General features: G+C 65.7%; 15 protein-coding genes. 9 read left to right on the forward strand and 6 right to left on the reverse strand.

Going from position 1 to position 20579, the window contains the following annotated elements; all coding sequences use genetic code 11:
* Positions 1 to 24 precede the first annotated feature (24 nt).
* The 3 genes from ACEN9H_RS10590 to ACEN9H_RS10600 form a co-directional block, all read right to left on the reverse strand.
* Positions 25 to 2883 carry a putative bifunctional diguanylate cyclase/phosphodiesterase gene (locus ACEN9H_RS10590; protein WP_413674718.1) on the reverse strand — a complete coding sequence of 953 codons (2859 nt, stop codon included), beginning with the start codon at positions 2881 to 2883 and terminating at the stop codon, positions 25 to 27.
* A 4-nt stretch (positions 2884 to 2887) separates the two neighbouring features.
* Positions 2888 to 3739 (reverse strand): phosphate/phosphite/phosphonate ABC transporter substrate-binding protein, encoded by an 852-nt coding sequence (locus ACEN9H_RS10595; protein ID WP_413674719.1) that lies wholly within the window; start codon positions 3737 to 3739, stop codon positions 2888 to 2890.
* A gap of 176 nt (positions 3740 to 3915) precedes the next feature.
* Entirely contained in the window at positions 3916 to 5418 is a 1503-nt protein-coding gene (locus ACEN9H_RS10600; protein ID WP_413674720.1) for a peptide MFS transporter, read from the reverse strand.
* A 568-nt stretch (positions 5419 to 5986) separates the two neighbouring features.
* Here ACEN9H_RS10600 and ACEN9H_RS10605 point away from each other — a divergent pair.
* Both ACEN9H_RS10605 and ACEN9H_RS10610 read left to right on the forward strand, forming a co-directional pair.
* The gene (locus tag ACEN9H_RS10605; RefSeq protein ID WP_413674721.1) at positions 5987 to 9280 is read left to right on the forward strand and encodes a PAS domain S-box protein; all 3294 of its coding nucleotides are present in this window, start codon (positions 5987 to 5989) and stop codon (positions 9278 to 9280) included.
* Positions 9281 to 9430: 150 nt separating this feature from the next.
* On the forward strand, positions 9431 to 9751 hold the full coding sequence (locus tag ACEN9H_RS10610) for a hypothetical protein (protein WP_413674722.1): 321 nt from the start codon (positions 9431 to 9433) through the stop codon (positions 9749 to 9751).
* Between the two features lie 3 nt (positions 9752 to 9754).
* On the opposite strand, the gene ACEN9H_RS10615 is transcribed toward ACEN9H_RS10610, so the two are convergent.
* The 3 genes from ACEN9H_RS10615 to map all read right to left on the reverse strand — a co-directional run bounded on the left by ACEN9H_RS10615 (position 9755) and on the right by map (position 14090).
* Positions 9755 to 10501 carry a pseudouridine synthase gene (locus ACEN9H_RS10615; RefSeq protein ID WP_413674723.1) on the reverse strand — a complete coding sequence of 249 codons (747 nt, stop codon included), beginning with the start codon at positions 10499 to 10501 and terminating at the stop codon, positions 9755 to 9757.
* A gap of 163 nt (positions 10502 to 10664) precedes the next feature.
* The gene (locus ACEN9H_RS10620) at positions 10665 to 13256 is read right to left on the reverse strand and encodes a [protein-PII] uridylyltransferase (RefSeq protein ID WP_413674724.1); all 2592 of its coding nucleotides are present in this window, start codon (positions 13254 to 13256) and stop codon (positions 10665 to 10667) included.
* 9 nt (positions 13257 to 13265) lie between these two features.
* Positions 13266 to 14090 carry a type I methionyl aminopeptidase gene (gene map / locus ACEN9H_RS10625; RefSeq protein ID WP_160407671.1) on the reverse strand — a complete coding sequence of 275 codons (825 nt, stop codon included), beginning with the start codon at positions 14088 to 14090 and terminating at the stop codon, positions 13266 to 13268.
* Positions 14091 to 14345: 255 nt separating this feature from the next.
* Here map and rpsB point away from each other — a divergent pair, with 255 nt between their 5' ends.
* The 7 genes from rpsB to ispC all read left to right on the forward strand — a co-directional run bounded on the left by rpsB (position 14346) and on the right by ispC (position 20552).
* On the forward strand, positions 14346 to 15092 hold the full coding sequence (rpsB, locus tag ACEN9H_RS10630; protein ID WP_036228556.1) for a 30S ribosomal protein S2: 747 nt from the start codon (positions 14346 to 14348) through the stop codon (positions 15090 to 15092).
* Positions 15093 to 15238: 146 nt separating this feature from the next.
* Complete coding sequence (gene tsf, locus ACEN9H_RS10635) at positions 15239 to 16147, forward strand: translation elongation factor Ts (RefSeq protein WP_056135960.1); 909 nt, start codon at positions 15239 to 15241, stop codon at positions 16145 to 16147.
* A 100-nt stretch (positions 16148 to 16247) separates the two neighbouring features.
* The gene (gene pyrH, locus ACEN9H_RS10640; RefSeq protein ID WP_036228558.1) at positions 16248 to 16964 is read left to right on the forward strand and encodes a UMP kinase; all 717 of its coding nucleotides are present in this window, start codon (positions 16248 to 16250) and stop codon (positions 16962 to 16964) included.
* A gap of 28 nt (positions 16965 to 16992) precedes the next feature.
* Complete coding sequence (gene frr / locus ACEN9H_RS10645) at positions 16993 to 17553, forward strand: ribosome recycling factor (RefSeq protein ID WP_036228560.1); 561 nt, start codon at positions 16993 to 16995, stop codon at positions 17551 to 17553.
* Positions 17554 to 17661: 108 nt separating this feature from the next.
* A complete protein-coding gene (gene uppS / locus ACEN9H_RS10650; protein WP_056135256.1) occupies positions 17662 to 18414 on the forward strand; it encodes a polyprenyl diphosphate synthase in 753 nt (250 codons plus the stop codon).
* A gap of 13 nt (positions 18415 to 18427) precedes the next feature.
* Positions 18428 to 19255: a phosphatidate cytidylyltransferase gene (locus ACEN9H_RS10655; protein ID WP_413674725.1), complete on the forward strand. Its 828-nt coding sequence runs from the start codon at positions 18428 to 18430 to the stop codon at positions 19253 to 19255.
* 121 nt (positions 19256 to 19376) lie between these two features.
* A complete protein-coding gene (ispC, locus tag ACEN9H_RS10660) occupies positions 19377 to 20552 on the forward strand; it encodes a 1-deoxy-D-xylulose-5-phosphate reductoisomerase (RefSeq protein ID WP_413674726.1) in 1176 nt (391 codons plus the stop codon).
* Positions 20553 to 20579 lie beyond the last annotated feature (27 nt).

Raw genomic sequence — 20579 nt, forward strand, 5'->3', positions numbered from 1 at the left:
GGAATCCCTCCAGTGTAGCCGAAACTAGGCCATCGCGGTCCCGGCCAGCAGCGCTTCGCACGCCTGGGCCGGCACGGGTCGGCTGACGTAATAGCCCTGGATCTGGTCGCACCCGTACTGTTCCAGCTCGCGCAGCTGGTCCACGTTCTCGACGCCCTCGGCCACGACCTTCAGGCTGAGGCTGTGCGCGAGCCGGATCACGGCCTTCGTGATGGCGGCGTCGTCCGGATCGTCCGGCAGGTCGCGCACGAAGGTGCGGTCGATCTTGAGCGCGTCCAGCGGAAAGCGCTTCAGGTAGGCGAGGCTCGAATAGCCGGTGCCGAAATCGTCCACGGACAGTCGCATGCCGAGGGCCTTGATGCGCGCGAGGATCTCGACAGCAGCTTCCGGGTTCGCCATCAGCATCGATTCCGTCAGTTCGAATTCCAGCAGCGTCGGGTCGACGCCGGCGCGCGCGACGATGCGCTCGACGGCACCCGCGAGATCCGCCTGCTGCAGCTGGCGCGCGGACAGGTTGATCGCCACCGGCCGCACGGCCATGCCCTGCGCCTGCCATGCCTTCAGCTGGCGGCACACTTCGCCGATCACCCATTCGCCGACCGGCAGGATCAGGCCCGTGTCCTCGAGGATGGCGATGAATTCCAGCGGCGGCACGAGGCCGCGCTGCGGATGGTTCCAGCGCAGCAGCGCCTCGAAGCCGCTGATGGTGCCGGACGCCAGGTCGAGCTTGGGCTGGTAGTGCAGCAGGAATTCGCCGCGCTCCAGCGCCTGGCGCAACTGCGTTTCCGTCTGCAGGCGCTGCGTCGCGTTCTCGTGCATCTCGGCGACGTAGAACTGGTAGTTGTTGCGGCCGCCGTTCTTGGCCCCGTACATCGCCGTGTCGGCGTTCTTCAGCAGGGTCTCGGCGTCGCGGCCGTTCTCGGGATACGTGGCGATGCCCACGCTGGCCGACACGAACAGCTGCTGGCCGGCCAGATAGAACGGCTGCGCCAGCGCCTCGATGACGCGGGCGCCGATGCCGGCGGCGATGCCGTCGTCGTCCAGCGCGGGCAGCACGAGCGCGAATTCGTCGCCGCCCAGGCGCGCCACGACGTCGTCGGCGCGCGCGCAGGCCGACAGCCGTTTCGCCGCCTGCACGAGCAGCTGGTCGCCGACGCCGTGGCCGAGCATGTCGTTGACGTTCTTGAAGCGGTCGAGGTCGATGAACATGACGGCCGCGCGGCCTTGTGCACGCGCGGCGGCGGCGATCGCGTCTTCCAGGCTGTGCGCGAGACGGCGCCGGTTCGGCAGGCTCGTGAGCGGGTCGTACTGCGCCAGGTAAGTCAGGCGGTTGCGCGCTTCCTGGCGCTCGACGGCGGTGGCGACGATGTTGGCCACGCCGTGCAGGAAGTTGGCGTCGTCGGCCCCGAAGCGGCGCGGGCGCGCGGCGTACACGCCCAGCAGGCCGAAGGTGCGCTCGCCGCATACGATGGCCGTGTCGATGCCCGTGTCGATCCCATGCAGCGCCGCCAGCGGCGCGAACCAGGGGCGCAGCGCAGCGTCGATGCCGGGCGCGTCGCCGTGCTGGCAGGCCAGCTGGAGGCCCGTCGACTGCGCCAGCAGGCCCGCGCCCGCGCGCACCAGCATGCCGTCCGGTCCCGTTTCGAACAGCGCGGCGCAGGCCGCGCCGAGGCCGCGCGCGGCGGCGTCGGCCGCGTCCGCGAACAGGTCGTCGAGGCCGTTCGCGGCCAATGCCTTGCGCCCGAGCTCCGCGATCAGGGTCTGGCGCTGCGCGTTCTCGACGATCGTGCGCTCGAATTCCTTGCGTTCCGTGATGTCGATGTCGATGCAGATATAGCGCTCGACCGTGCCGTGCGCCGCGAACATCGGCACGATGGTGCGGTACCAGTGGCGCCGGCCGTGGCGTCCCGCGATCACGACCTCGCCGTTCCACACGCGGTCCGACGGCTGCCACGGCAGGCGCGCGCCGGCCGGGCGGCCCACGTCGGCCAGGCGCTGCCCCACGACCTCGGGGCGGGTGAAGCCGCTGCTCGTCACGAACAGGTCGTTGACGCCGGTGATCACGCCGGCCGCGTCGGCCTCGCACACGATCGCGGCCTGGTCCATCGCGCTCTTGTGCTGCATGAGGGAATTCATCAGCGAATCGATGCGCTGGCCGAACTGGTTGCGCAGGCTCGCCGCGCTGCGGTTGACGGCGCGGATCGCTTCCTGGATCTCGGTCGGCGCGTCGGCCAGCAGCGCCGCCTCGGCCGTGACGCGGCCCGCGGCCACGTCGTGCTCGAACGAGCGCAGGCGGCCCAGGTTGTCGAGCCAGCGGCGCACGAGGGTGCGCATCAGGACGAGGCTCGCGACGAACACGACGAACGCCACGCCGGCGGTCTCCAGCACGAGGCTCCATACCTGGGCCGCCAGCTTTTCCTCGTCGAACTGCAGGCGCACGACGCCGTAGTCCTTGCCGCCCAGATTGGCGATGCGGTTGACGTCGTACAGCTTGGCGGCGATGCGCGCCGTCAGCCAGCGCGGCGCCAGCGCGCGCGTCACGCGCGGTGCGTCCACGCGGATCGTGCCGCCGCCCACGTCGATGAATTCGGCGCGCTTGAACGGCGACTGGAACAGCATCTTGCCCAGGGTGCGCTTGACGGTGTCGTAGTCGCCGATCACGACGCTGTCCTCGATCGTCTGCGTCGCCACCTCGACGAGCGTCAGCGCGGTGTCCTGCGTTTCCTCGATGTGCTGCAGGAACTGGTAGCGGTAGAACAGGCCCAGGCCCGTCCCCATCGACAGCAGCAGGGTGAGGCTGAACACGGTGAACACGCGGCCGACGAGGGAGCGCGGCAGCGCCGGAATGAGGCGCATGACGCGCAGGAGCGGGGAGAATGTCATCGCGTCAGCGCACGTTCGGCGGCGCATCCGCGTAGAACGCGCGGTAGCCGGCATAGTCGGCGTCGCTGGCCGCGACGAAGGCGAGCGGCGCCTCGGCATGCACGAGTTCCGTGGCGGCCGCGAGGATGCGGCGGCCTTCCGGGTCCTTGTCCATGCCGATGAAGGCCTGGGCGACGGCGCGCACCTGGTCGGCCGGCACGCGCGGCGACGCCATCAGCGCAAGATCGTTGAACGGTTCCGAACTCCACAGCACGCGGAACGATTTATGCTCGCGCCCCTGGTAGTTCTGCACGAGTTGCGAATTGGCGCCGGCCGCCACCGCCTTGCCCGCGAACATCTGTGCAAAGGCGGCATCCATGTTGCCCGCAAAGACGACGTCGACGGGGATGTTCCGGCGCTGCAACTGGGCATACGCCACCTTGTACGCGATCATCGCTTCCGGCCCCGGGAAGGCGACGGACTCGCCGGCCAGTTGCGCCAGGGTCATCACGTTCGAATCGGCCGGCACGACGATTTGCGCCCGCACGGGCGGCGCGTCGCGGCGGCCGAACACGGTCCAGCCCATTCTGGCGCGGCCGGGGCTGAACAGGTGATTCGTGAACGCAAAGTCGACTTCGCGCGTAAGCACGTAGCTCGTCGTATCGGCCGATGTGCGGCCCAGCTTGAGATTCAGCCGGACGCCGCTTTTCTGCGACACGTAGCGGATGATCGGGTTCCAGAAGCTGGCCGACACCTGCAGGTTGTACTGGTTGACCGGCGAAAAATCGTAGGCCGGCGGCGCGGCATGGACGGCGCCGGCGGCGGACAGGCAGGCCACGACGGCCAGGAGGGGGCGGACGAAGTAAGGACGATACATGGCTCGTTGACGTGGCGCCGGCGGAGGTGTCGGCCGGCATGTTGCGAATATAACATATTTCCGGTTTGCAACAAGCCGAAACGTTTTGCCAAGTTGGCGCCACGTTGTATTGACGCCTTCGTCATGAAAGATGCGGCGCTTGAGCCCGGGCGGCGCCGGTCGGCGCCTCCATGCGGTCAGTTGTGCGCGTGGTGCGTGGCCGACAGCTTGCGCATCAGGGGCAGCACGGCCAGCGCGATCGCCGTGCAGACGAGCGCACCCACGCCCAGCTTGTTGAACAGGCTCGTGTAGATGGGCAGGGTCTGCAAGGGGTCCGTGACGTCGCTCGGCACGCTGGCCAGGTTGGCGACGACGCCGCCCAGGTATTGCGAGATGCCGGTGGCGACATAGTAGGCGCCCATCATGAAACCGCTCATGCGCGCCGGCACGTAGCGCGCCACCATCGCGAGACCGAGGCCAGAGACGAGCAGCTCGCCCAGCGAATACAGGCCGTAGCCGGCGACCATCACCCACGACGACGTCTTGCCGCCGACGGCGAACGCGCCCGCCACGCCGTATGCGAAGAAGCCGAGCGCCACGGCGAAGAAGCCCAGCGCGAACTTGCCGGCGATCGACAAGTCCCGGCCGCTGCGCCCGGCCGTGTTGTAGGCCCACGCGAGCACGGGCGACAGCACCATGATCCAGATGGCGTTCAGCGCCTGGAACTGGGCCGGCGACCAGTCGAACAGGTGCGCGCCGAGCAGGTTGAATTCCAGGTCGACGTTGCGCAGCGCGAACAGCGACAGCGACGTCGACATCTGCTGGTAGAAGATGAAGAAGAACACGGACTGCAGGGTGAGCACCAGGGCCGCCGTCAGGCCGGCGCGCTCGTTCGGCGCGCTTCTGCGGATCAGGTGGATGAAGATGCCCAGCACGACGAAGCCGGCCAGGTAGACGAAGATGCGGGCCAGCGTCTGGTATTCGAGGATCACGGCCGACACGCCGACCATCACGACGCCGCCCGCCAGCACGGCGGCCAGCTTGCCCACGTCGAGCGGGCGTTCGTCCGGCAGCGAGCCCACGTGGGCGATTGTCGCGCGCATGAGGAACACGTTGAACAGGCCGACGACGAGGCCGACGCTGCACGCGCCGAACGCGATGTGCCAGCCCACCTCGCCGCCGTACGTCGCGTTGACGTAGTCCTTGATCCACGGCGTGGCCAGCATCGAGATCGTCGAGCCGACGTTCACGGCCATGTAGTACAGCGTGAACGCGCTGTCGATCTTCGAATCGTCGCCTTCGTAGATCTTGCGCACGAGGTTCGCCGTGTTCGGCTTGAACAGGCCGTTGCCGACGACGACGACGCCCAGCGCGCAGAACAGGAACCACGTGTTCTCGGTGGGGACGGCCATCAGCGCGTAGCCGACCGTGAGGACGAGGGCGCCCAGCACCATCGAGCGCTTGGTGCCGAGGACCTTGTCGCCGATCCAGCCGCCGATCGCGGGCGAGACGTAGATCAGCGCCGCGGCGGCGCTCCAGACGAGGTTGGCGCGGCTGTCGTCGAAGCCGAGGCGCTGGACCATGAAGTACACGATCAGCGCCTGCATGCCGTAGTACCCGAAGCGTTCCCACATCTCGATCAGGGCGATGGTGAGGAAGGAACGGGATTGCGTGGGGAGGGGAAGGATTTCTGTTTTCATGGAAAGGGTCCGGCAAAGCGTGGATGCTACGCCAGAGACGGGTATCATGCAACACGCGTATCGCCTGTACTGACAGGCGTTATGCGTTTTTTTGCGTGCGCGCGAGCTGTTTCAAACTTGCAGAAGTTGCAATCAGAAGATTCGGATTTTCGTGATCGGAAATCATGGTGTGCATACGGCTATCGGTTTCCTGCCCGTGATCCCGGGATCGGTAATCGCCATCCGCCGGCGGCCGGGTTCGACCTGCACCTGAAAAAGCCCGTGCGGCTGGACGAACTGGAGCGCGCGCCGGTGTACCCGACCCGGTGCGCTGATCGTTCGCAATCATCGCGAACACAATGAAAATTTTCGCCGTGCCTGTTATCGCTATCTTCTTTATATCGTGTTGCGGGAAGCTGGCCGTTCAAATACCTTGATTTGGCAGGCACACCACCATTTCGTTCGTCCGTGCCCCGGAATTCGTTAAATATTGTTAAACATGGCGGGCACGATTGAAATTCGATTGGCGCTGATCGGATTGTCAAGTAATCTGGGGTTGCAGGGTGTGGGCAACCAAGACTCGACGACCATGGCCGACTCGACATTTGACGCAGCGACCGGAGCCCGCGACGACGAGGTCGTCGAAGCGGTATTGCGCGAACGCGCGGCGCACCTGCCCGCGCGCGACGGCGCGGCCGAGAGCGCCGTGCTGGCGCGGCTGGCGCAGGCGCTGGCCGACACGCCGGAGCATGTGCTGCAGCTCCTGGCCGATGCCGTGCGTGCGCTGTGCGGGGCCGATGCGGTCGTCGTGGCGGTACGCGATGGAACGGACGGCAGCGACGGCGGCACCGTGCGCTGGTGCGTCGTCTCCGGCGCGCTCGCCGGGCACGAAGGCGAGCGCTGGGGCCTGGACGAGTGCGCGTGCGGGACCGTCATCCGCGCCGACGGCGCCGTGCTGCTGGAACAGCCGGCCGACACGGTGCCTTCGCTGCGCGCCTGCGGGGTGCCCGTGGCCGAGTTTCTCGGCGTACCGTGGCACCTCCACGGCGGCGCCGCGGGCGCGCTGGCGGCCGTGCTGGCCGATGACGGCGCGCATTTCGATGCCGAGGACCTGCGCCGGCTGCGCACCTGCGCCGCGTTCGCCGCGGCCGCGCACCAGGCCGGCGGCGGCGACATCGAGCGCAAGGTCGAGGAACGCCTGCGGCCCGTCCTGGCAACCAAGGAGCACCTGGAGCGCGAGGTCGAGGAAAGCCGCGCGGCCGAGCGCCTGCTGCGCGAACACAAGGCCCTCATCGACGCCACCCTCAGCATCAGCACCGTCGGCGTGCTGTATTTCGACATCGACGGCACCGTGCACGACGTCAACGCCGCGTTCGAGCGCATGACGGGCTACACGCGCGCCGAATTGCGCACGATGCCGAACTGGCGCGACATGACGCCGTCCGAGTTCTGGGACGTGTCGGCGCGCGCGCTGCGCGACCTCATCGACAAGGGCGTGACGCTGCCGTACACGAAGCAGATGAAGCGCAAGGACGGCAGCCGCTGGTGGGGCCTGTTCGCGCCCGCGCGCATCTCGGGCGACGGCGCGAACGCGCGCTGCGTGCTGTTCGTGATCGACGTTACCGAGAACAAGGAGACGGAGGCGCGCCTCGCCGAGAGCGAGGAACGGTTCCGCGCGATGGTCGAGGGCTTCGCGCAGACCGTGTGGGAGACGGATGCGCATGGCCGCGTCGTCACCGGTTCGCCCACCTGGACGACCTATACGGGCCAGGCGGAATCGGCGTCGCTGGGCGTGGGCTGGATCGAGGCCGTGCATCCGGACGACCGCGCCTACGCGCTGCGCGAATGGCGCGCGGCCGTCGGTACGCGCCGCATCCTGAACGCCGAGTTCCGCGTGCAGATGGCGTCCGGCGGGTGGCGCTGGACGAATGCGCGCGCGGCGCCGCTGTTCAACCGCGACGGGAGCGTGCGCAAATGGGTCGGCATGCACATCGACGTCGACGAGCGCCGCCGCACGCAGGCCGCGCTGGCGGAGAGCGAGCGGCGCTACCGCATGCTGTTCGAGGCGATGGACGAAGGTTTTCTCCTCGCGACCGTCCGCTTCGACGACACGGGCCGGCCCGCCGGCCTCGATTACGCGGAAGCGAATCCGGCCGCCGTGCGCATGGCCAACATCGCCTACGTGGGGCCGGGCCAGCTGCGCATGCGCCCGGAGCACGAGCCATGCTGGCTGGACGCCTGCGCGCAGGTCGTGCGCACCGGCGTCTCCAGCCGCTCGCAATGCTTTTCGCAGCCGCTGGGCAGCTGGTACGACTTCTTCGTGTACCCGGTCGGCGGGCGCCAGGTGCCGCGCGTGGCGATCCTGTTCCACGACATCACCGTGCGCAGGCGCGCAGAGGATGCGCTGCGCGAGAGCGAGGGGCGGTTCCGCGCGCTGGCCGACGCGTCGCCCGCGCTCGTGTACCAGTTCGACACGGACGGCAATGTCATCTACCTGAACCAGCGCTGCGTGACGGACGCCCTGATTGCGGAGGACGGCAAGACCGGCTGGAAGAGCATCACACGGCCGGCCGACATGGACGCGTACCTGCGCGACGTGTACGACGGGATCCGCACGCGCGGTGCCTATACCCAGCGTGTCCAGACGGTCGTGAAGGACGGCAGCCGGCACTGGTTCGAATCCCATGCGTCGCCCTGGCATTCGGGTGATGGCGAACACCGTGGCTATGTCGGCATCTCGCTCGACATCACGGGGGCCGTGCAGGCCGAGGAGGCGCTAAAGGAGGCCGATCGTCGCAAGGACGAGTTCCTTGCGACGCTGGCCCACGAACTGCGCAATCCCCTGGCCCCGATCAGCAACGCGGTGCAGCTGATGAGCCGTCCCGACGGCCGGCGCCAGTCCGACCGCGTGGTCGAGATGGTGGGGAGGCAGGTGAAGCAGATGGCGCGCCTCGTCGACGACCTGCTGGAAGTCTCGCGCATTACGCGCGGCAAGATCGAGCTGAAGCTGGAGCGGGTGCCGTTCGCCGAGATCGTCCACGGCGCCGTCGAGACGAGCCAGCCGATGATCGACCGGGCCGGCCACCAGCTCGCCGTCGCGCTGCCGGAGCAGCCGCTCGTGCTCGAGGCCGACCGCGTGCGCCTGACGCAGGTGTTTGCGAACCTGCTCAACAACGCCGCCAAGTACACGGACACGGGCGGACGCATCTGGCTCGACGCGCGGCGCGAGGACGGCCAGGTCGTCGCCACCGTGCGCGACACGGGCATCGGCATTCCGGCTGATGCGCTGCCCTGCGTGTTCGACATGTTCGCCCAGGCGCACCGGTCCGCGGGGAAAGGGCAGGGCGGCCTCGGCATCGGCCTGACGATGGTGCGCAGCCTCGTCGAGATGCACCACGGCACCGTCGAGGCGCGCAGCGCGGGGCCGGACCAGGGCAGCGAATTCATCGTGCGGCTGCCGCTTGCGCCCGAGCGCGACGTCGACGACGACGCGCCACCGCTGGGCCAGGCGCGCCCCGCCGCACCATTCCACGGCCAGCGCATCCTCGTCGTGGACGACAATCGCGATGCCGCCGATACGCTCGGGCTCTTGCTCGAAGCGGACGGCGCCGAGGTCCGCGTCGTGTACGACGGCCGCGCCGCGCTGGCGATGGCCGACTCGTTCCAGCCGACCAGTGTCCTGCTCGACCTGGGCATGCCCGGCATGGACGGTTACGAAGTCGCGCGCCGCCTGCGTCAGGACGAACGCTTCGCCGGCGTGCGGATCGCGGCGCTGACTGGCTGGGGGCAGGACGCCGACCGGCGCCAGACGCGCACCCGTGGTTTTTCCCACCATCTGACGAAACCCGTCAGTCTCGAGGAGTTGCACCAGATTCTTGTCTGAAACTCATCATACGACGTTGTTGAAACAATAAGTTACAAAATTGTGACATATGCGAACTGCATTTGGTTCCGCTATGTGCGTTAGCGAACGTCAATGTGCCTGCCGCCTAAGTAGACTGAAATCAACGTCAACCGATGTTGGGAGGCAGCGATGGCGTGGATTTCACAATTCGTCAGATACCTGGGCGTCTTCAACGACCCCCAGTTACACCCCGAAACGATTTCGGACCTCCCACCGTTTGCACTGCGCCAGACGCTCGAAGCGCTGCTGCGGACCGGCTGGATGAAGACGTTCGAATACGATGCCGAAGATGCGTGGGTTGATTACGCCCGCGTGGACTTGCGCCGGGGCCGGTCGAAGCTGAGGCTGGAGTGGGACCAGGACAGCGGCGGCACCGTCGAGGCGCCGCGGGCCGTGCTCGATGAACTACGCGTGCTCGATCCGTGGATGCAGATGCGGCCCGCGCATTGACGGTCAAAAGCGCTCGTCAGCGCTTAAATACCGCCACTGCCCGGGCGGCAGTTCGCCGAGCTTCACGCGCCCGATACGCACGCGCTTGAGGCCGATGACTTTCAGGCCGACCATGTCGCACATGCGGCGGATCTGGCGCTTGCGGCCTTCCCTCAGGGTGAAGCTGAGCTGGTCGTCGTTTTGCCAGCGCACTTTCGCGGGCAGCAGCGGTTTGCCGTCCATCCACAGGCCATGGTTCAGCTTCTTGAGGTCGGCGTCCGGCAGGCGTCCCGGCTTCGTGTACTGCACGCGCACGAGGTATTCCTTTTCGATGGACGTGTCTTCGCCGATCAATTGCTTGGCGATACGGCCGTCCTGCGTGAGCACGAGCAGGCCGACGGAATCGATGTCCAGTCGTCCGGCGGGCACGAGGGATTTCAGCTGCGTCGGGTGGAATTGCTCGGGCGACGGATCGTCCGCCCAGCGGTTCTCCGGCTTCACGAGCACGACGGCCGGCTTGTAGCCGTCTTCGGCCTGGCCGCTGACGTAGCCGACCGGCTTGTTCAGCAGCACGGTGACGCGCTTCGCCTGCTGGGCGGCGGCCTGGCGCTCGACGGTGATCTTCTGGTGCGGCAGCACTTTGCTGCCGAGCTCGGAGATCACCTGGCCGTCGACTCTCACCCATCCTTTTGCGATCCACTCGTCGGCCTCGCGGCGGGAGGAGAGGCCAAGTTCGGACATGCGTTTGGAGAGGCGTACGGGTTCGGTCATGGTTACGAATAAATACGAAAACGAAAACACCGTCGTTCCCGCGGAGGCGGGAACCCATGCTGAAGCGTCGAAGTCACTCCGGTGACAGACTGCAGTCGTTTCCGAATGACAGAATTCTGTGGCTCAGCATGGATTCCCGCTTTCGCGGGAATGACGCTTTAACTTAGATTTTTACGGCGTCGAGCAACTCGGTCTCCAGCTGCACCTGCACCCGCTGGTTATTGAGCGCCTGGCCATCGATGAGGAACACGTCCTCGACCCGCTCGCCCAGGGTCATGATCTTGGCCGTATGCAGGTTGATGCGATAACGCGCCAGCACGCTCGCGATCGCGTACAGCAGCCCGTTGCGGTCGTTGGCGCCGATGGACAGCACCCAGAACTGGCCGCGCTCGTCCGGGCGCATGTCCACGGTCGGCGTGATGGGGAAGTTGCGCGACATGCGCGACAGCCGGCCACGCAGCGGCGGGCACAACGGTTCCTGGCGCACGAGCACCTCGCACAGTTCGTGCTCGATCAGGTTGATGATGTCGCGGTAGCTGTTGGCGAAATTCTCGTCCGTGATAAGGAACGTGTCGAGCGCGTAGCCATCCTTCGTCGTGTGGATCTTGGCGTCGAGGATGGAGAAATTCTTGCGGTCGAAATAGCTGCAGATGCGCGCAAACAGGTCGGGCTGGTCCTTCACGTACACCGTCACCTGCAGGCCTTCGCCGATCGGCGCCAGGCGCGATTTCACGACGGGCTTGTCGCGGCCCAGCCTATCGACCAGGCAGCGCGTCTGCCACGCGATGTCGGACGCGTCGTGGCGCAGGAAATAGGCCATGTCGAGCTGCTTCCACAGCGCCTCGTGCGCATCGGACGGCAGGCCGAACAGGCGCAGCGTGGCCAGCGCTTCCTGCTGGCGCGCGCGCAGTTCGCGGTCGGCGGAGGGCGGCTCGCCGCCCAGCACGCGCAGCGTCATCTTGTACAGGTCTTCCAGCAGCTTCGCCTTCCACGCGTTCCACACTTTCGGGCTCGTGCCGCGGATGTCGGCCACCGTCAGCAGGTACAGCGCGGTCAGGTGGCGCTCGTCGCGCACGAGGCGGGCGAAGGACTGGATCACGTCCGGGTCGGACAGGTCCTGCTTTTGCGCGACGACGGACATCGTCAGGTGGTGCTCGACGAGGAACACGACCAGTTCCGTGTCTTCCTCGGACAGCGCGTGGTCGCGGCAGAATTCGCGCGCATCGACCTTGCCCAGTTCCGAGTGGTCGCCGCCGCGGCCCTTGGCGATGTCGTGGAAGAGGGCGGCGACGTACAGCAGCCAGCGGTCGCGGAAATTGGCGATCAGCTGGCTGCAGAACGGGTATTCGTGCGCGTGCTCCGTCATCGTGAAGCGGCGCATGTTCCGCACGACCATCATGATGTGCTGGTCGACCGTGTACACGTGGAACAGGTCGTGCTGCATCTGGCCGATGATGCGCCGGAAGTTCGGCAGGTAGCGGCCCAGGATGCCCATGTCGTTCATGCGGCGCAGCGCGTGCACGAGGCCCACGGGCGCCTGCAGCACGCGCAGGAACAGGGCGCGGTGCTGTGGCTTCGCGCGGAACGCGTCGTCGATGAGGGTGCGGGCGTGCCACAGGGCGCGCATGGTGCGTGCGGTCATGCCCTTGATGTCGGGGCGCTCCGTCATCAGCACGAAGATTTCCAGCACGGCGGCAGGCGTGGATTCGAAGGTGTCGTCCGCGGCGATGTCGATGAAGCCGCCCACTTCGTTGAAGCGCGGGTTGATCGGCACCGGCTGCGACGGCGTGGGGAACAGGTAGGCTTCGATGTTCTGCAGCAGGATCGTGTTCAGCTGGGTCACGGTCTTCGCGGCCCAGTAATATCTCTGCATCAGGAATTCGCTGGCGCGGCGTGCATCGAGGCCTTCGCCGGTCGACGTGAGGCCGAACGTTTCCGCGATGGCCGTCTGCACGTCGAACACGAGGCGGTCTTCCCGCCGGTTCGTCTGCAGGTGCAGGCGGATGCGGATGTCCTTGAAGGCGCGCTCCTTTTCCATCAGCTGGCGCGCTTCCTCGCGCGTGATCAGGCCGCGGATCGCGAGCTGGCTCCAGGAATTCGCGAGGCCGGCCGCCTTGGCCACCCACAGGATCACCTGCAGGTCGCGCAGCGCGCCCGGACTTTCCTTGACGTTCGGCTCCAGCGAGAACGGCGTGAATTCGTATTTCGCGTGACGCAGGCGCATCTCGGCCGTCTTGGCCTGGAAGAAGGCCTGCGGGTCCATCGCCTCGTCGTAGCGGCGCAGCAACTCGTTGAGCACGGCTTCATTGCCCGTCACGAGGCGGGCTTCCAGCAGGCTCGTCTGCACGGTGATGTCGGCGGCCGACTCCGTCATGCACTCGTCCACGGTGCGGATGCTGTGGCCGATTTCCAGGCCCAGGTCCCATAGCAGCTGCACGAAGTTTTCCAGCTTCGCCTGTGCGATCGCGTCGGGCGGGTTGCCCAGCAGGATCAGCAGGTCGACGTCGGAATTCGGGAACAGCTCGCCGCGGCCGTAGCCGCCCACGCCCACGAGCGCCGCGTCCGCCGGGAGACCGGCCGCGTGCCACGCATCCGCCAGCACGCCGTCGACGCTGTGGCGCAGGCCGCGCAACAGTTTTTCCGGCTTGCCGTTCTCGCGGAACTCGGCGATGACGAGCTGGCGCTCGGCTTTCAGGCGCTGTTTCAATTGCAGCGGCTGCAGGGGTTGTGTCGGGGCGATGGTGGCAGTGGACATGGGAGCGGGTCAGGCGGCGACGGTGTCTTTCGGCTGGACGATGGCGGGAGGCGGCGGGGTGCCGGCCGACGTCGTCAGCACTTCATAGCCCGTCTCCGTCACGAGGATCATGTGTTCCCACTGGGCCGACAGGCTGCGGTCCTTCGTCTTGATCGTCCAGCCGTCCGGCATTTCGCGGATCTCGCGGCGGCCGGCGTTGATCATCGGCTCGATCGTGAAGATCATGCCGGCTTTCAGTTCCTCGCCCGTGCCCGGCCGGCCGTAGTGCAGCACCTGCGGTTCTTCGTGGAACACCTTGCCGATGCCGTGGCCGCAGAATTCGCGCACGACGGAATAGCCCGCGTTTTCCGCATGCTGCTGGATCACGTGGCCGATGTCGCCCAGGTGCGCGCCCGGTTTCACCTTGCTGATGCCCAGCCACATGCATTCGTAGGTGATGTCCGTCAGGCGGCGTGCCAGCTTCGACGGTTCGCCGATGAAGAACATGCGGCTGTTGTCGCCATGATAACCATCCTTCGTGATGACGGTGACGTCGATGTTCACCACGTCGCCATTCTTGAGGACCTTGTCGCCCGGAATCCCGTGGCAGATCACGTCGTTGACGGAGGTGCAGACGGCTTTCGGGAACGGCGGGTAGCCCGGCGGCGCATAGTTCAGCGGGGCGGGGACGGTGCCTTGCACGTTGACCATGTATTCATGGCACAGGCGGTCCAGTTCGCCGGTGGTCACACCCGGTTTGACGAAGGGCGTGATGTAGTCGAGCACCTCGGCGCCGAGGCGGCCGGCGATGCGCATGCCCTCGATGTCTTCCGGGGTCTTGATGGAAATTGCCATATTAATCCGTTCTGCGATAAGTTCTGTACCGGTCATTATATGTGATTCATAACGCCGCCGGGCCGGCGGCCGCCGCCGCTTTTTGAGAGCCGGATGCGTGCGCAAGCTTGAAATTCGTGTCAAATCCCGCTAGAATCTCGGGTTGCTCGTGTCCGTATCGAGCAATTTGTGAATGTAAATCGCGAATGCGGCCGACAAGGGTGCCCGAAAACGGGTGTACCGGCCGTCATTCAAGACCCAACCCTGGAGAATACAATGTCTGTCACTATGCGCGAAATGCTGGAAGCCGGTGTTCACTTCGGCCACCAGACCCGTTTCTGGAACCCGAAAATGGCCCCGTTCATCTTCGGTCATCGCAACAAGATCCACATCATCAACCTGGAAAAAACCATGGCGATGTACCAGGATGCGATGAAGACCATCAAGCAGATCGCCGCCAACCGCGGCACGATCCTGCTGGTGGGCACGAAGCGCCAGGCCCGCGACATCATCGCCGCCGAAGCACAGCGCGCCGGTGTGCCGTACGTCGACCAGCGCTGGCTGGGCGGCATGCTGACCAACTTCAAGACCATCAAGACCTCGATCAAGCGCCTGAAGGACATGGAAGCCGCCATCGAGTCGGGTGAAGTCGAGAAGATGAGCAAGAAAGAAGCGCTGATGTTCTCGCGCGAACTGGAAAAGCTGCAGAAGTCGATCGGCGGCATCAAGGACCTGCAGGGCGTGCCGGACGCGATCTTCGTCGTGGACGTCGGCTACCACAAGGGCGCCGTCACCGAAGCTGGCAAGCTGGGCATCCCGGTCATCGGCGTGGTCGATACCAACCACTCGCCGGAAGGCGTGTCGCACGTGATCCCGGGTAACGACGACTCGTCGAAGGCCATCACCCTGTACGCACGCGGCGTCGCCGATGCGATCCTGGAAGGCCGCGCCAACGCGACCAACGAAGTCGCCGAGATGGTCAAGTCGGCTGACGACTTCGTCGAAGTTTCCGAGCAAGCTTAATTGCCCGCGGGTCAAGGCCCGCTGAGCTGTAAAGGGGCGCCGAGCCTAAGATTCGAGCGCCCCTTTTTGTAAGCAATTCCTGAACAGATTAATAATATGCAAGACGTCGCAGACGACGGCTTGCTCCTACTTTTAGGAGAATGAACATGGCAGCGATTACTGCAGCGATGGTTGGCGAACTGCGCGCCAAGACCGACGCACCGATGATGGAATGCAAGAAGGCACTGAACGAAGCCGAAGGCGACATGGCGCGTGCCGAAGAGATCCTGCGCGTCAAGCTGGGCGGCAAGGCATCGAAGGCGGCAGCCCGCATCACGGCTGAAGGTGTCGTGACGGCTTATGTTGCCGGCAACGTCGGCGCGCTGGTCGAAATCAATAGCGAAACCGACTTCGTCGCCAAGAACGACGAGTTCATGGCCATGGCCAACCTGGCTGCCAAGCTGGTCGCCGAGAACAACCCGGCCGACGTCGCCGCCCTGGCCGCCCTGCCGGTCGACGGCAAGACCTTCGACGACGTGCGTACGGCACTGATCGGCAAAATCGGCGAGAATATGACCGTTCGCCGCTTCCAGCGCTTCGAAACCACCGGCAAGCTGGCATCTTACCTGCACGGCAACCGCATCGGCGTGATCGTCGACTACGACGGCGCCGACGAGCAGGTCGGCAAGGACGTCGCGATGCACATCGCCGCGATGAAGCCGGTCTCCCTGTCGGCAGAGCAAGTGCCGGCCGAGCTGATCGAGAAAGAGCGTTCGGTTGCTCAGCTGAAAGCCAAGGAAGACGCCGACAAGGCCGTCGCCGAAGGCAAGCAGCCGCAATCGGCCGAGATCGTCGCCAAGCGTATCGACGGTTCGGTGCAGAAGTACCTGAAAGAAGTGTCGCTGTTCAACCAGGCTTTCGTGAAGAACGACAAGCAAAGCGTCGAGCAGATGCTGAAGGCCGCCAACACCACCGTGAAAGCATTCACGATGTACGTGGTCGGCGAAGGCATCGAGAAGAAAGTCGACGACTTCGCAGCGGAAGTGGCAGCCCAGATGGCTGCTGCCAAGCAGTAATAAAAGAGAACGGGCCGCAAGGCCCGTTTTTACAACCGGGCGGCGATCCCGTCCGGTGCAGTACCGAATTTGAACATCAATGACCACAGGAGTCCCATTCATGACAAAACCAGCCTACCAACGAGTCCTCCTCAAACTGTCTGGCGAAGCGCTGATGGGCGACGATCCGTTCGGCATCAACCGCGCCACCATCGAGCGCATGGTCGCCGACGTCGCGGAGGTGTCGAAGCTGGGTGTGGAACTGGCAGTGGTGATTGGCGGCGGCAATATCTTCCGCGGCGTCGCGCCGGGTGCGCAGGGCATGGACCGCGCGACGGCCGACTATATGGGGATGCTGGCCACCGTGATGAATGCGCTCGCGCTGGCCGACGCCATGCGCCAGCAGGGCATCACCGCCCGCGTGATGTCGGCGATCGGCATCGAGCAGGTGGTCGAGCCGTACGTGCGCCCGAAGGCGCTGCAATACCTGGAAGAGGGCAAGGTCGTCGTGTTCGCAGCCGGTACCGGCAACCCCTTCTTCACCACCGACACCGCCGCCGCACTGCGCGGTTCGGAAATCTCGGCCGAAATTGTATTGAAGGCAACCAAGGTCGATGGCGTATATACTGCCGATCCGAAGAAGGATCCGCATGCGACCCGCTACGAACAGATCTCGTTCGACGAAGCGATCGCGAAGCACCTGCAGGTGATGGACGCCACCGCGTTCGCCCTGTGCCGTGACCAGAAGCTGCCGATCAAGGTGTTCTCGATCGTCAAGCCGGGTGCGCTCAAGCGCGTGATCATGGGCGAGGACGAGGGTACACTCGTACACGTTTAATCAATAGTTAGAAATACAGGAGAGCAGCATGTCCGTAGCTGACGTTAAAAAAAGTGCCCAGGACAAGATGGCGAAATCCATCGAGACCCTGAGAGGCAACCTGGCCAAGGTTCGCACCGGCCGCGCCCACACCGGCATCCTGGACCACGTGATGGTCGACTACTACGGTTCGCCGACCGCGCTGCCGATGGTCGCCAACCTGACGCTGATCGACGCCCGCACCATCGGGGTCCAGCCGTATGAGAAGAAGATGCTGAACGTCATCGAAAAGGCGATCCGCGAATCCGACCTGGGCCTGAACCCGTCGACGTTCGGCGAGCTCGTCCGCGTGCCGACCCCGGCGCTGACCGAAGAGCGCCGCAAGGAAATGGTCAAGCTGTGCAAGTCGGAAGCGGAAGACGCGAAGATCGCCGTCCGCAACGTGCGCCGCGACGCCAACGAACAGCTGAAGAAGCTGGTCAAGGACAAGGCGATCTCGGAAGACGACGAGCGCCGCGCCCAGGACGATGTCCAGAAGATGACCGACAAGGCCGTCGTCGACATCGACAAGCTGGTTGCCGAGAAAGAAAAAGAAGTGATGACGGTGTGATCCGTATTGCGGCATGATATGCCGCATATCGTCGTGGACGTCGGACCGGCAGGCCAGGCTTGACCGGTCCGTTCCGCCTTTTGTTGTAGCCGCCATTTGGCCAGATTTATGATTTTCAAAAGTTCGACCACCGCAGTCCCCGAAGCGCCGACGGTGCCGCGCCATATCGCCATCATCATGGACGGCAACGGCCGCTGGGCGACCAAACGCCTGCTGCCCCGCGTGGCCGGCCACGTCAAGGGCGTGGACGCCGTGCGCAAGATCGTCGAAGCCTGCGTGGATCGTGGCGTGGAATACCTGACGCTGTTCGCGTTTTCGTCGGAAAACTGGCGCCGTCCGGCCGACGAAGTGTCCTACCTGATGGGCCTGTTCGTCACCGCGCTCGAACGCGAAGTGTCGAAAATGCATGCGAATAACATCCGCCTGAAGGTCGTGGGCGACCTGTCGCGCTTCGATGCGAAGCTGCAGGACATGATCGCCAACGCCGAGCGGCGCACCGCCAACAACGCCCGCCTGACCGTCACCGTGTGCGCCAACTACGGCGGCCGCTGGGACATCATGCAGGCGACGGGCAAGATGGTCGCGGCCAACCCGGGCGTGACCGAGTACACCGAAGAGATGCTGGCCGAGCACCTGGCGATGGCCTATGCGCCGGAGCCGGACCTGTTCATCCGCACCGGCGGCGAAGAGCGCATCTCGAACTTCCTCCTGTGGCAGCTCGCGTATTCGGAGCTGTACTTCACCGACACCTTCTGGCCGGACTTTTCGCCCGACTCGCTCGACACGGCGATCGCGTCCTACCAGAGCCGGGAACGCCGCTTCGGCCGCACCGGCGAACAGGTCGCCAACAAGGCTAAATAAGGCTATACAGCTGATGCTCAGAACCCGCGTCATTACCGCCGTCGTGCTGCTGGCAATTTTGCTGCCAGTCCTTTACTTCAACAACTACACGGCGTTCGCGGTCGTGGCGACGGTGTTCTTCGGCGCCGCCATCTGGGAATGCTTCCGGCTGTTCAATCCGGAGACGCACAACGCCCACGTGATCGCGCTCGTGTGGTCCGCCGTGTTCGCGATGTCCGTGTTCACGGGGCACACGAACCTGTCGTTCTGGGCGGCGCTGAGCGTCGCGTTGTGGATCGCCCGGTTCGCGCCGTCGCTGAAGATCGGCCTGCCGCCGCTGGGCACGCCCGCGAACACGGTGCTGTCGCTCGTCTACGCGTTCGCCGTGGTCGGCTGCTTCGCGGCCATCGTCGACCTGTATTCGCACTCGCCGCTGTTCCTGCTGTCCGTGCTCGCGATCGTGTGGGTGGCCGACATCGGCGCCTACTTTTCCGGGAAGGCGTTCGGCAAGCACAAGCTGGCCCCATCGATTTCGCCCGGTAAGTCGTGGGAAGGCGCGATCGGCGGCGGCATCGCCGTGCTCGTGCTGGGCGGCCTGTCGGTCCAGTTCGGCGGCGACGCCTTCGCGCAAACCTTCGCCGTGCGCGTCCAGCACACGTACGGCTGGCCCGTGCTTGCCGTCGTGCTCGTGCTGATGACGGCCGCCAGCATCGTCGGCGACCTGTTCGAGTCCCAGCTCAAGCGGCGCGCCGGCATGAAGGACAGCAGCAACCTGCTGCCCGGCCATGGCGGCGTGCTGGACCGCATCGACGCACTGATCCCCGTGCTGCCGCTCGCCGCGCTGATCGGCTCGCGGCTGTAAGACACAGGCCGTTCCAACGCGGGCGGCGCGCCGTCTTGACGCGCGCCGTGCCAGAATGACTCAGCGCTGGTCATCCTTTCTGCCTGCACATGTTGGAACGACCTTGACAATGGAACGCAACATGCAAAGCATCACTATCCTTGGCGCCACCGGTTCGATCGGCGTCTCGACCCTCGACGTGCTGGCACGTCATCCCGACAAATACCGTGTGTACGCGCTGTCCGCGCACGAGCGCGTGGATGCGCTCGCCGCGCAATGCCGCGTGTTCCGTCCGCAGCGCGCCGTCGTCGGCACGCTTGACGCGGCCACGCGCCTGCGCGACCTGCTGGCCGGCCTCCCGATCGACGTCGCTTACGGCGAGGCGGCGCTGTGCGAGATCGCAGCCAGCCCTGACACGGACACGGTGATGGCCGCCATCGTCGGCGCCGCCGGCCTCGCGCCCACGCTCGCGGCCGCGCGCGCGGGCAAGAAGATCCTGCTGGCGAACAAGGAAGCGCTCGTGATGTCCGGCCAGCTGTTCATGGACGCCGTCAAGGAGCACAAGGCGACACTCCTTCCGATCGACTCCGAGCACAACGCCATCTTCCAGTCGCTGCCGGGCACGTATGCTCGTTCGCCGGACGTGGCCGGCGTCGCCAGGATCCTGTTGACGGCGTCCGGCGGCCCGTTCCTGCAGCGTGCCGTCGAGACGCTGGAACATGTCACGCCAGAAGAAGCCTGCAAGCATCCGAACTGGTCGATGGGCCGCAAGATCTCCGTCGACTCCGCCACGATGATGAACAAGGGCCTCGAAGTGATCGAGGCGCACTGGCTGTTCGGCGCGCCGGCCGACAGGATCGAAGTGGTGATCCACCCGCAAAGCGTGATCCACTCGATGGTGTCGTACGTGGACGGCTCCGTGCTGGCGCAGCTCGGCAACCCGGACATGCGCACGCCGATCGCCCACGCGCTCGCGTACCCGGAACGCATCGCGTCGGGCGTCGACCAGCTCGACCTGACGACGTTCGCCGCGCTGCAATTCCACAAGCCGGATTTCGACCGCTTCCCGTGCCTGGCGCTCGCCTTCGACGCCTTGCGCGCGGGCGGCACCGCGCCCGCATTGCTGAACGCGGCGAACGAAATCGCGGTCCAAGCCTTCCTGGAGCGCCGCATCGGCTTCCGCGACATCGACCGCGTCGTACGCCGCGTGATGGACGAGAACCCGCATGGCGAGGCGACCAGCATCGAGGCCGTGATGGCCCAGGACGCGCGTGCCCGCGACGCGGCCGGACGCATCGTGCATGCGCTGCGCACTTGAACAACGCGGGCCCTGACGGGAGAGTGT

It is taken from the genome of Massilia cellulosiltytica, assembly GCF_047325105.1.
Classification (GTDB): Bacteria; Pseudomonadota; Gammaproteobacteria; order Burkholderiales; family Burkholderiaceae_D; genus Telluria; species Telluria orientalis.

Excerpts from the sequence above, each read along its gene's own strand:
- ACEN9H_RS10600 (WP_413674720.1), bottom strand. The coding sequence starts at position 5,418 with ATGAAAACAGAAATCCTTCCCCTCCCCACGCAATCCCGTTCCTTCCTC.
- uppS (WP_056135256.1), top strand. The coding sequence starts at position 17,662 with ATGATTTTCAAAAGTTCGACCACCGCAGTCCCCGAAGCGCCGACGGTG.
- ACEN9H_RS10615 (WP_413674723.1), bottom strand. The coding sequence starts at position 10,501 with ATGACCGAACCCGTACGCCTCTCCAAACGCATGTCCGAACTTGGCCTC.
- tsf (WP_056135960.1), top strand. The coding sequence starts at position 15,239 with ATGGCAGCGATTACTGCAGCGATGGTTGGCGAACTGCGCGCCAAGACC.
- pyrH (WP_036228558.1), top strand. The coding sequence starts at position 16,248 with ATGACAAAACCAGCCTACCAACGAGTCCTCCTCAAACTGTCTGGCGAA.
- map (WP_160407671.1), bottom strand. The coding sequence starts at position 14,090 with ATGGCAATTTCCATCAAGACCCCGGAAGACATCGAGGGCATGCGCATC.
- ACEN9H_RS10595 (WP_413674719.1), bottom strand. The coding sequence starts at position 3,739 with ATGTATCGTCCTTACTTCGTCCGCCCCCTCCTGGCCGTCGTGGCCTGC.
- ispC (WP_413674726.1), top strand. The coding sequence starts at position 19,377 with ATGCAAAGCATCACTATCCTTGGCGCCACCGGTTCGATCGGCGTCTCG.
- ACEN9H_RS10620 (WP_413674724.1), bottom strand. The coding sequence starts at position 13,256 with ATGTCCACTGCCACCATCGCCCCGACACAACCCCTGCAGCCGCTGCAA.
- ACEN9H_RS10590 (WP_413674718.1), bottom strand. The coding sequence starts at position 2,883 with ATGACATTCTCCCCGCTCCTGCGCGTCATGCGCCTCATTCCGGCGCTG.
- ACEN9H_RS10605 (WP_413674721.1), top strand. The coding sequence starts at position 5,987 with ATGGCCGACTCGACATTTGACGCAGCGACCGGAGCCCGCGACGACGAG.
- frr (WP_036228560.1), top strand. The coding sequence starts at position 16,993 with ATGTCCGTAGCTGACGTTAAAAAAAGTGCCCAGGACAAGATGGCGAAA.
- ACEN9H_RS10610 (WP_413674722.1), top strand. The coding sequence starts at position 9,431 with ATGGCGTGGATTTCACAATTCGTCAGATACCTGGGCGTCTTCAACGAC.
- ACEN9H_RS10655 (WP_413674725.1), top strand. The coding sequence starts at position 18,428 with ATGCTCAGAACCCGCGTCATTACCGCCGTCGTGCTGCTGGCAATTTTG.
- rpsB (WP_036228556.1), top strand. The coding sequence starts at position 14,346 with ATGTCTGTCACTATGCGCGAAATGCTGGAAGCCGGTGTTCACTTCGGC.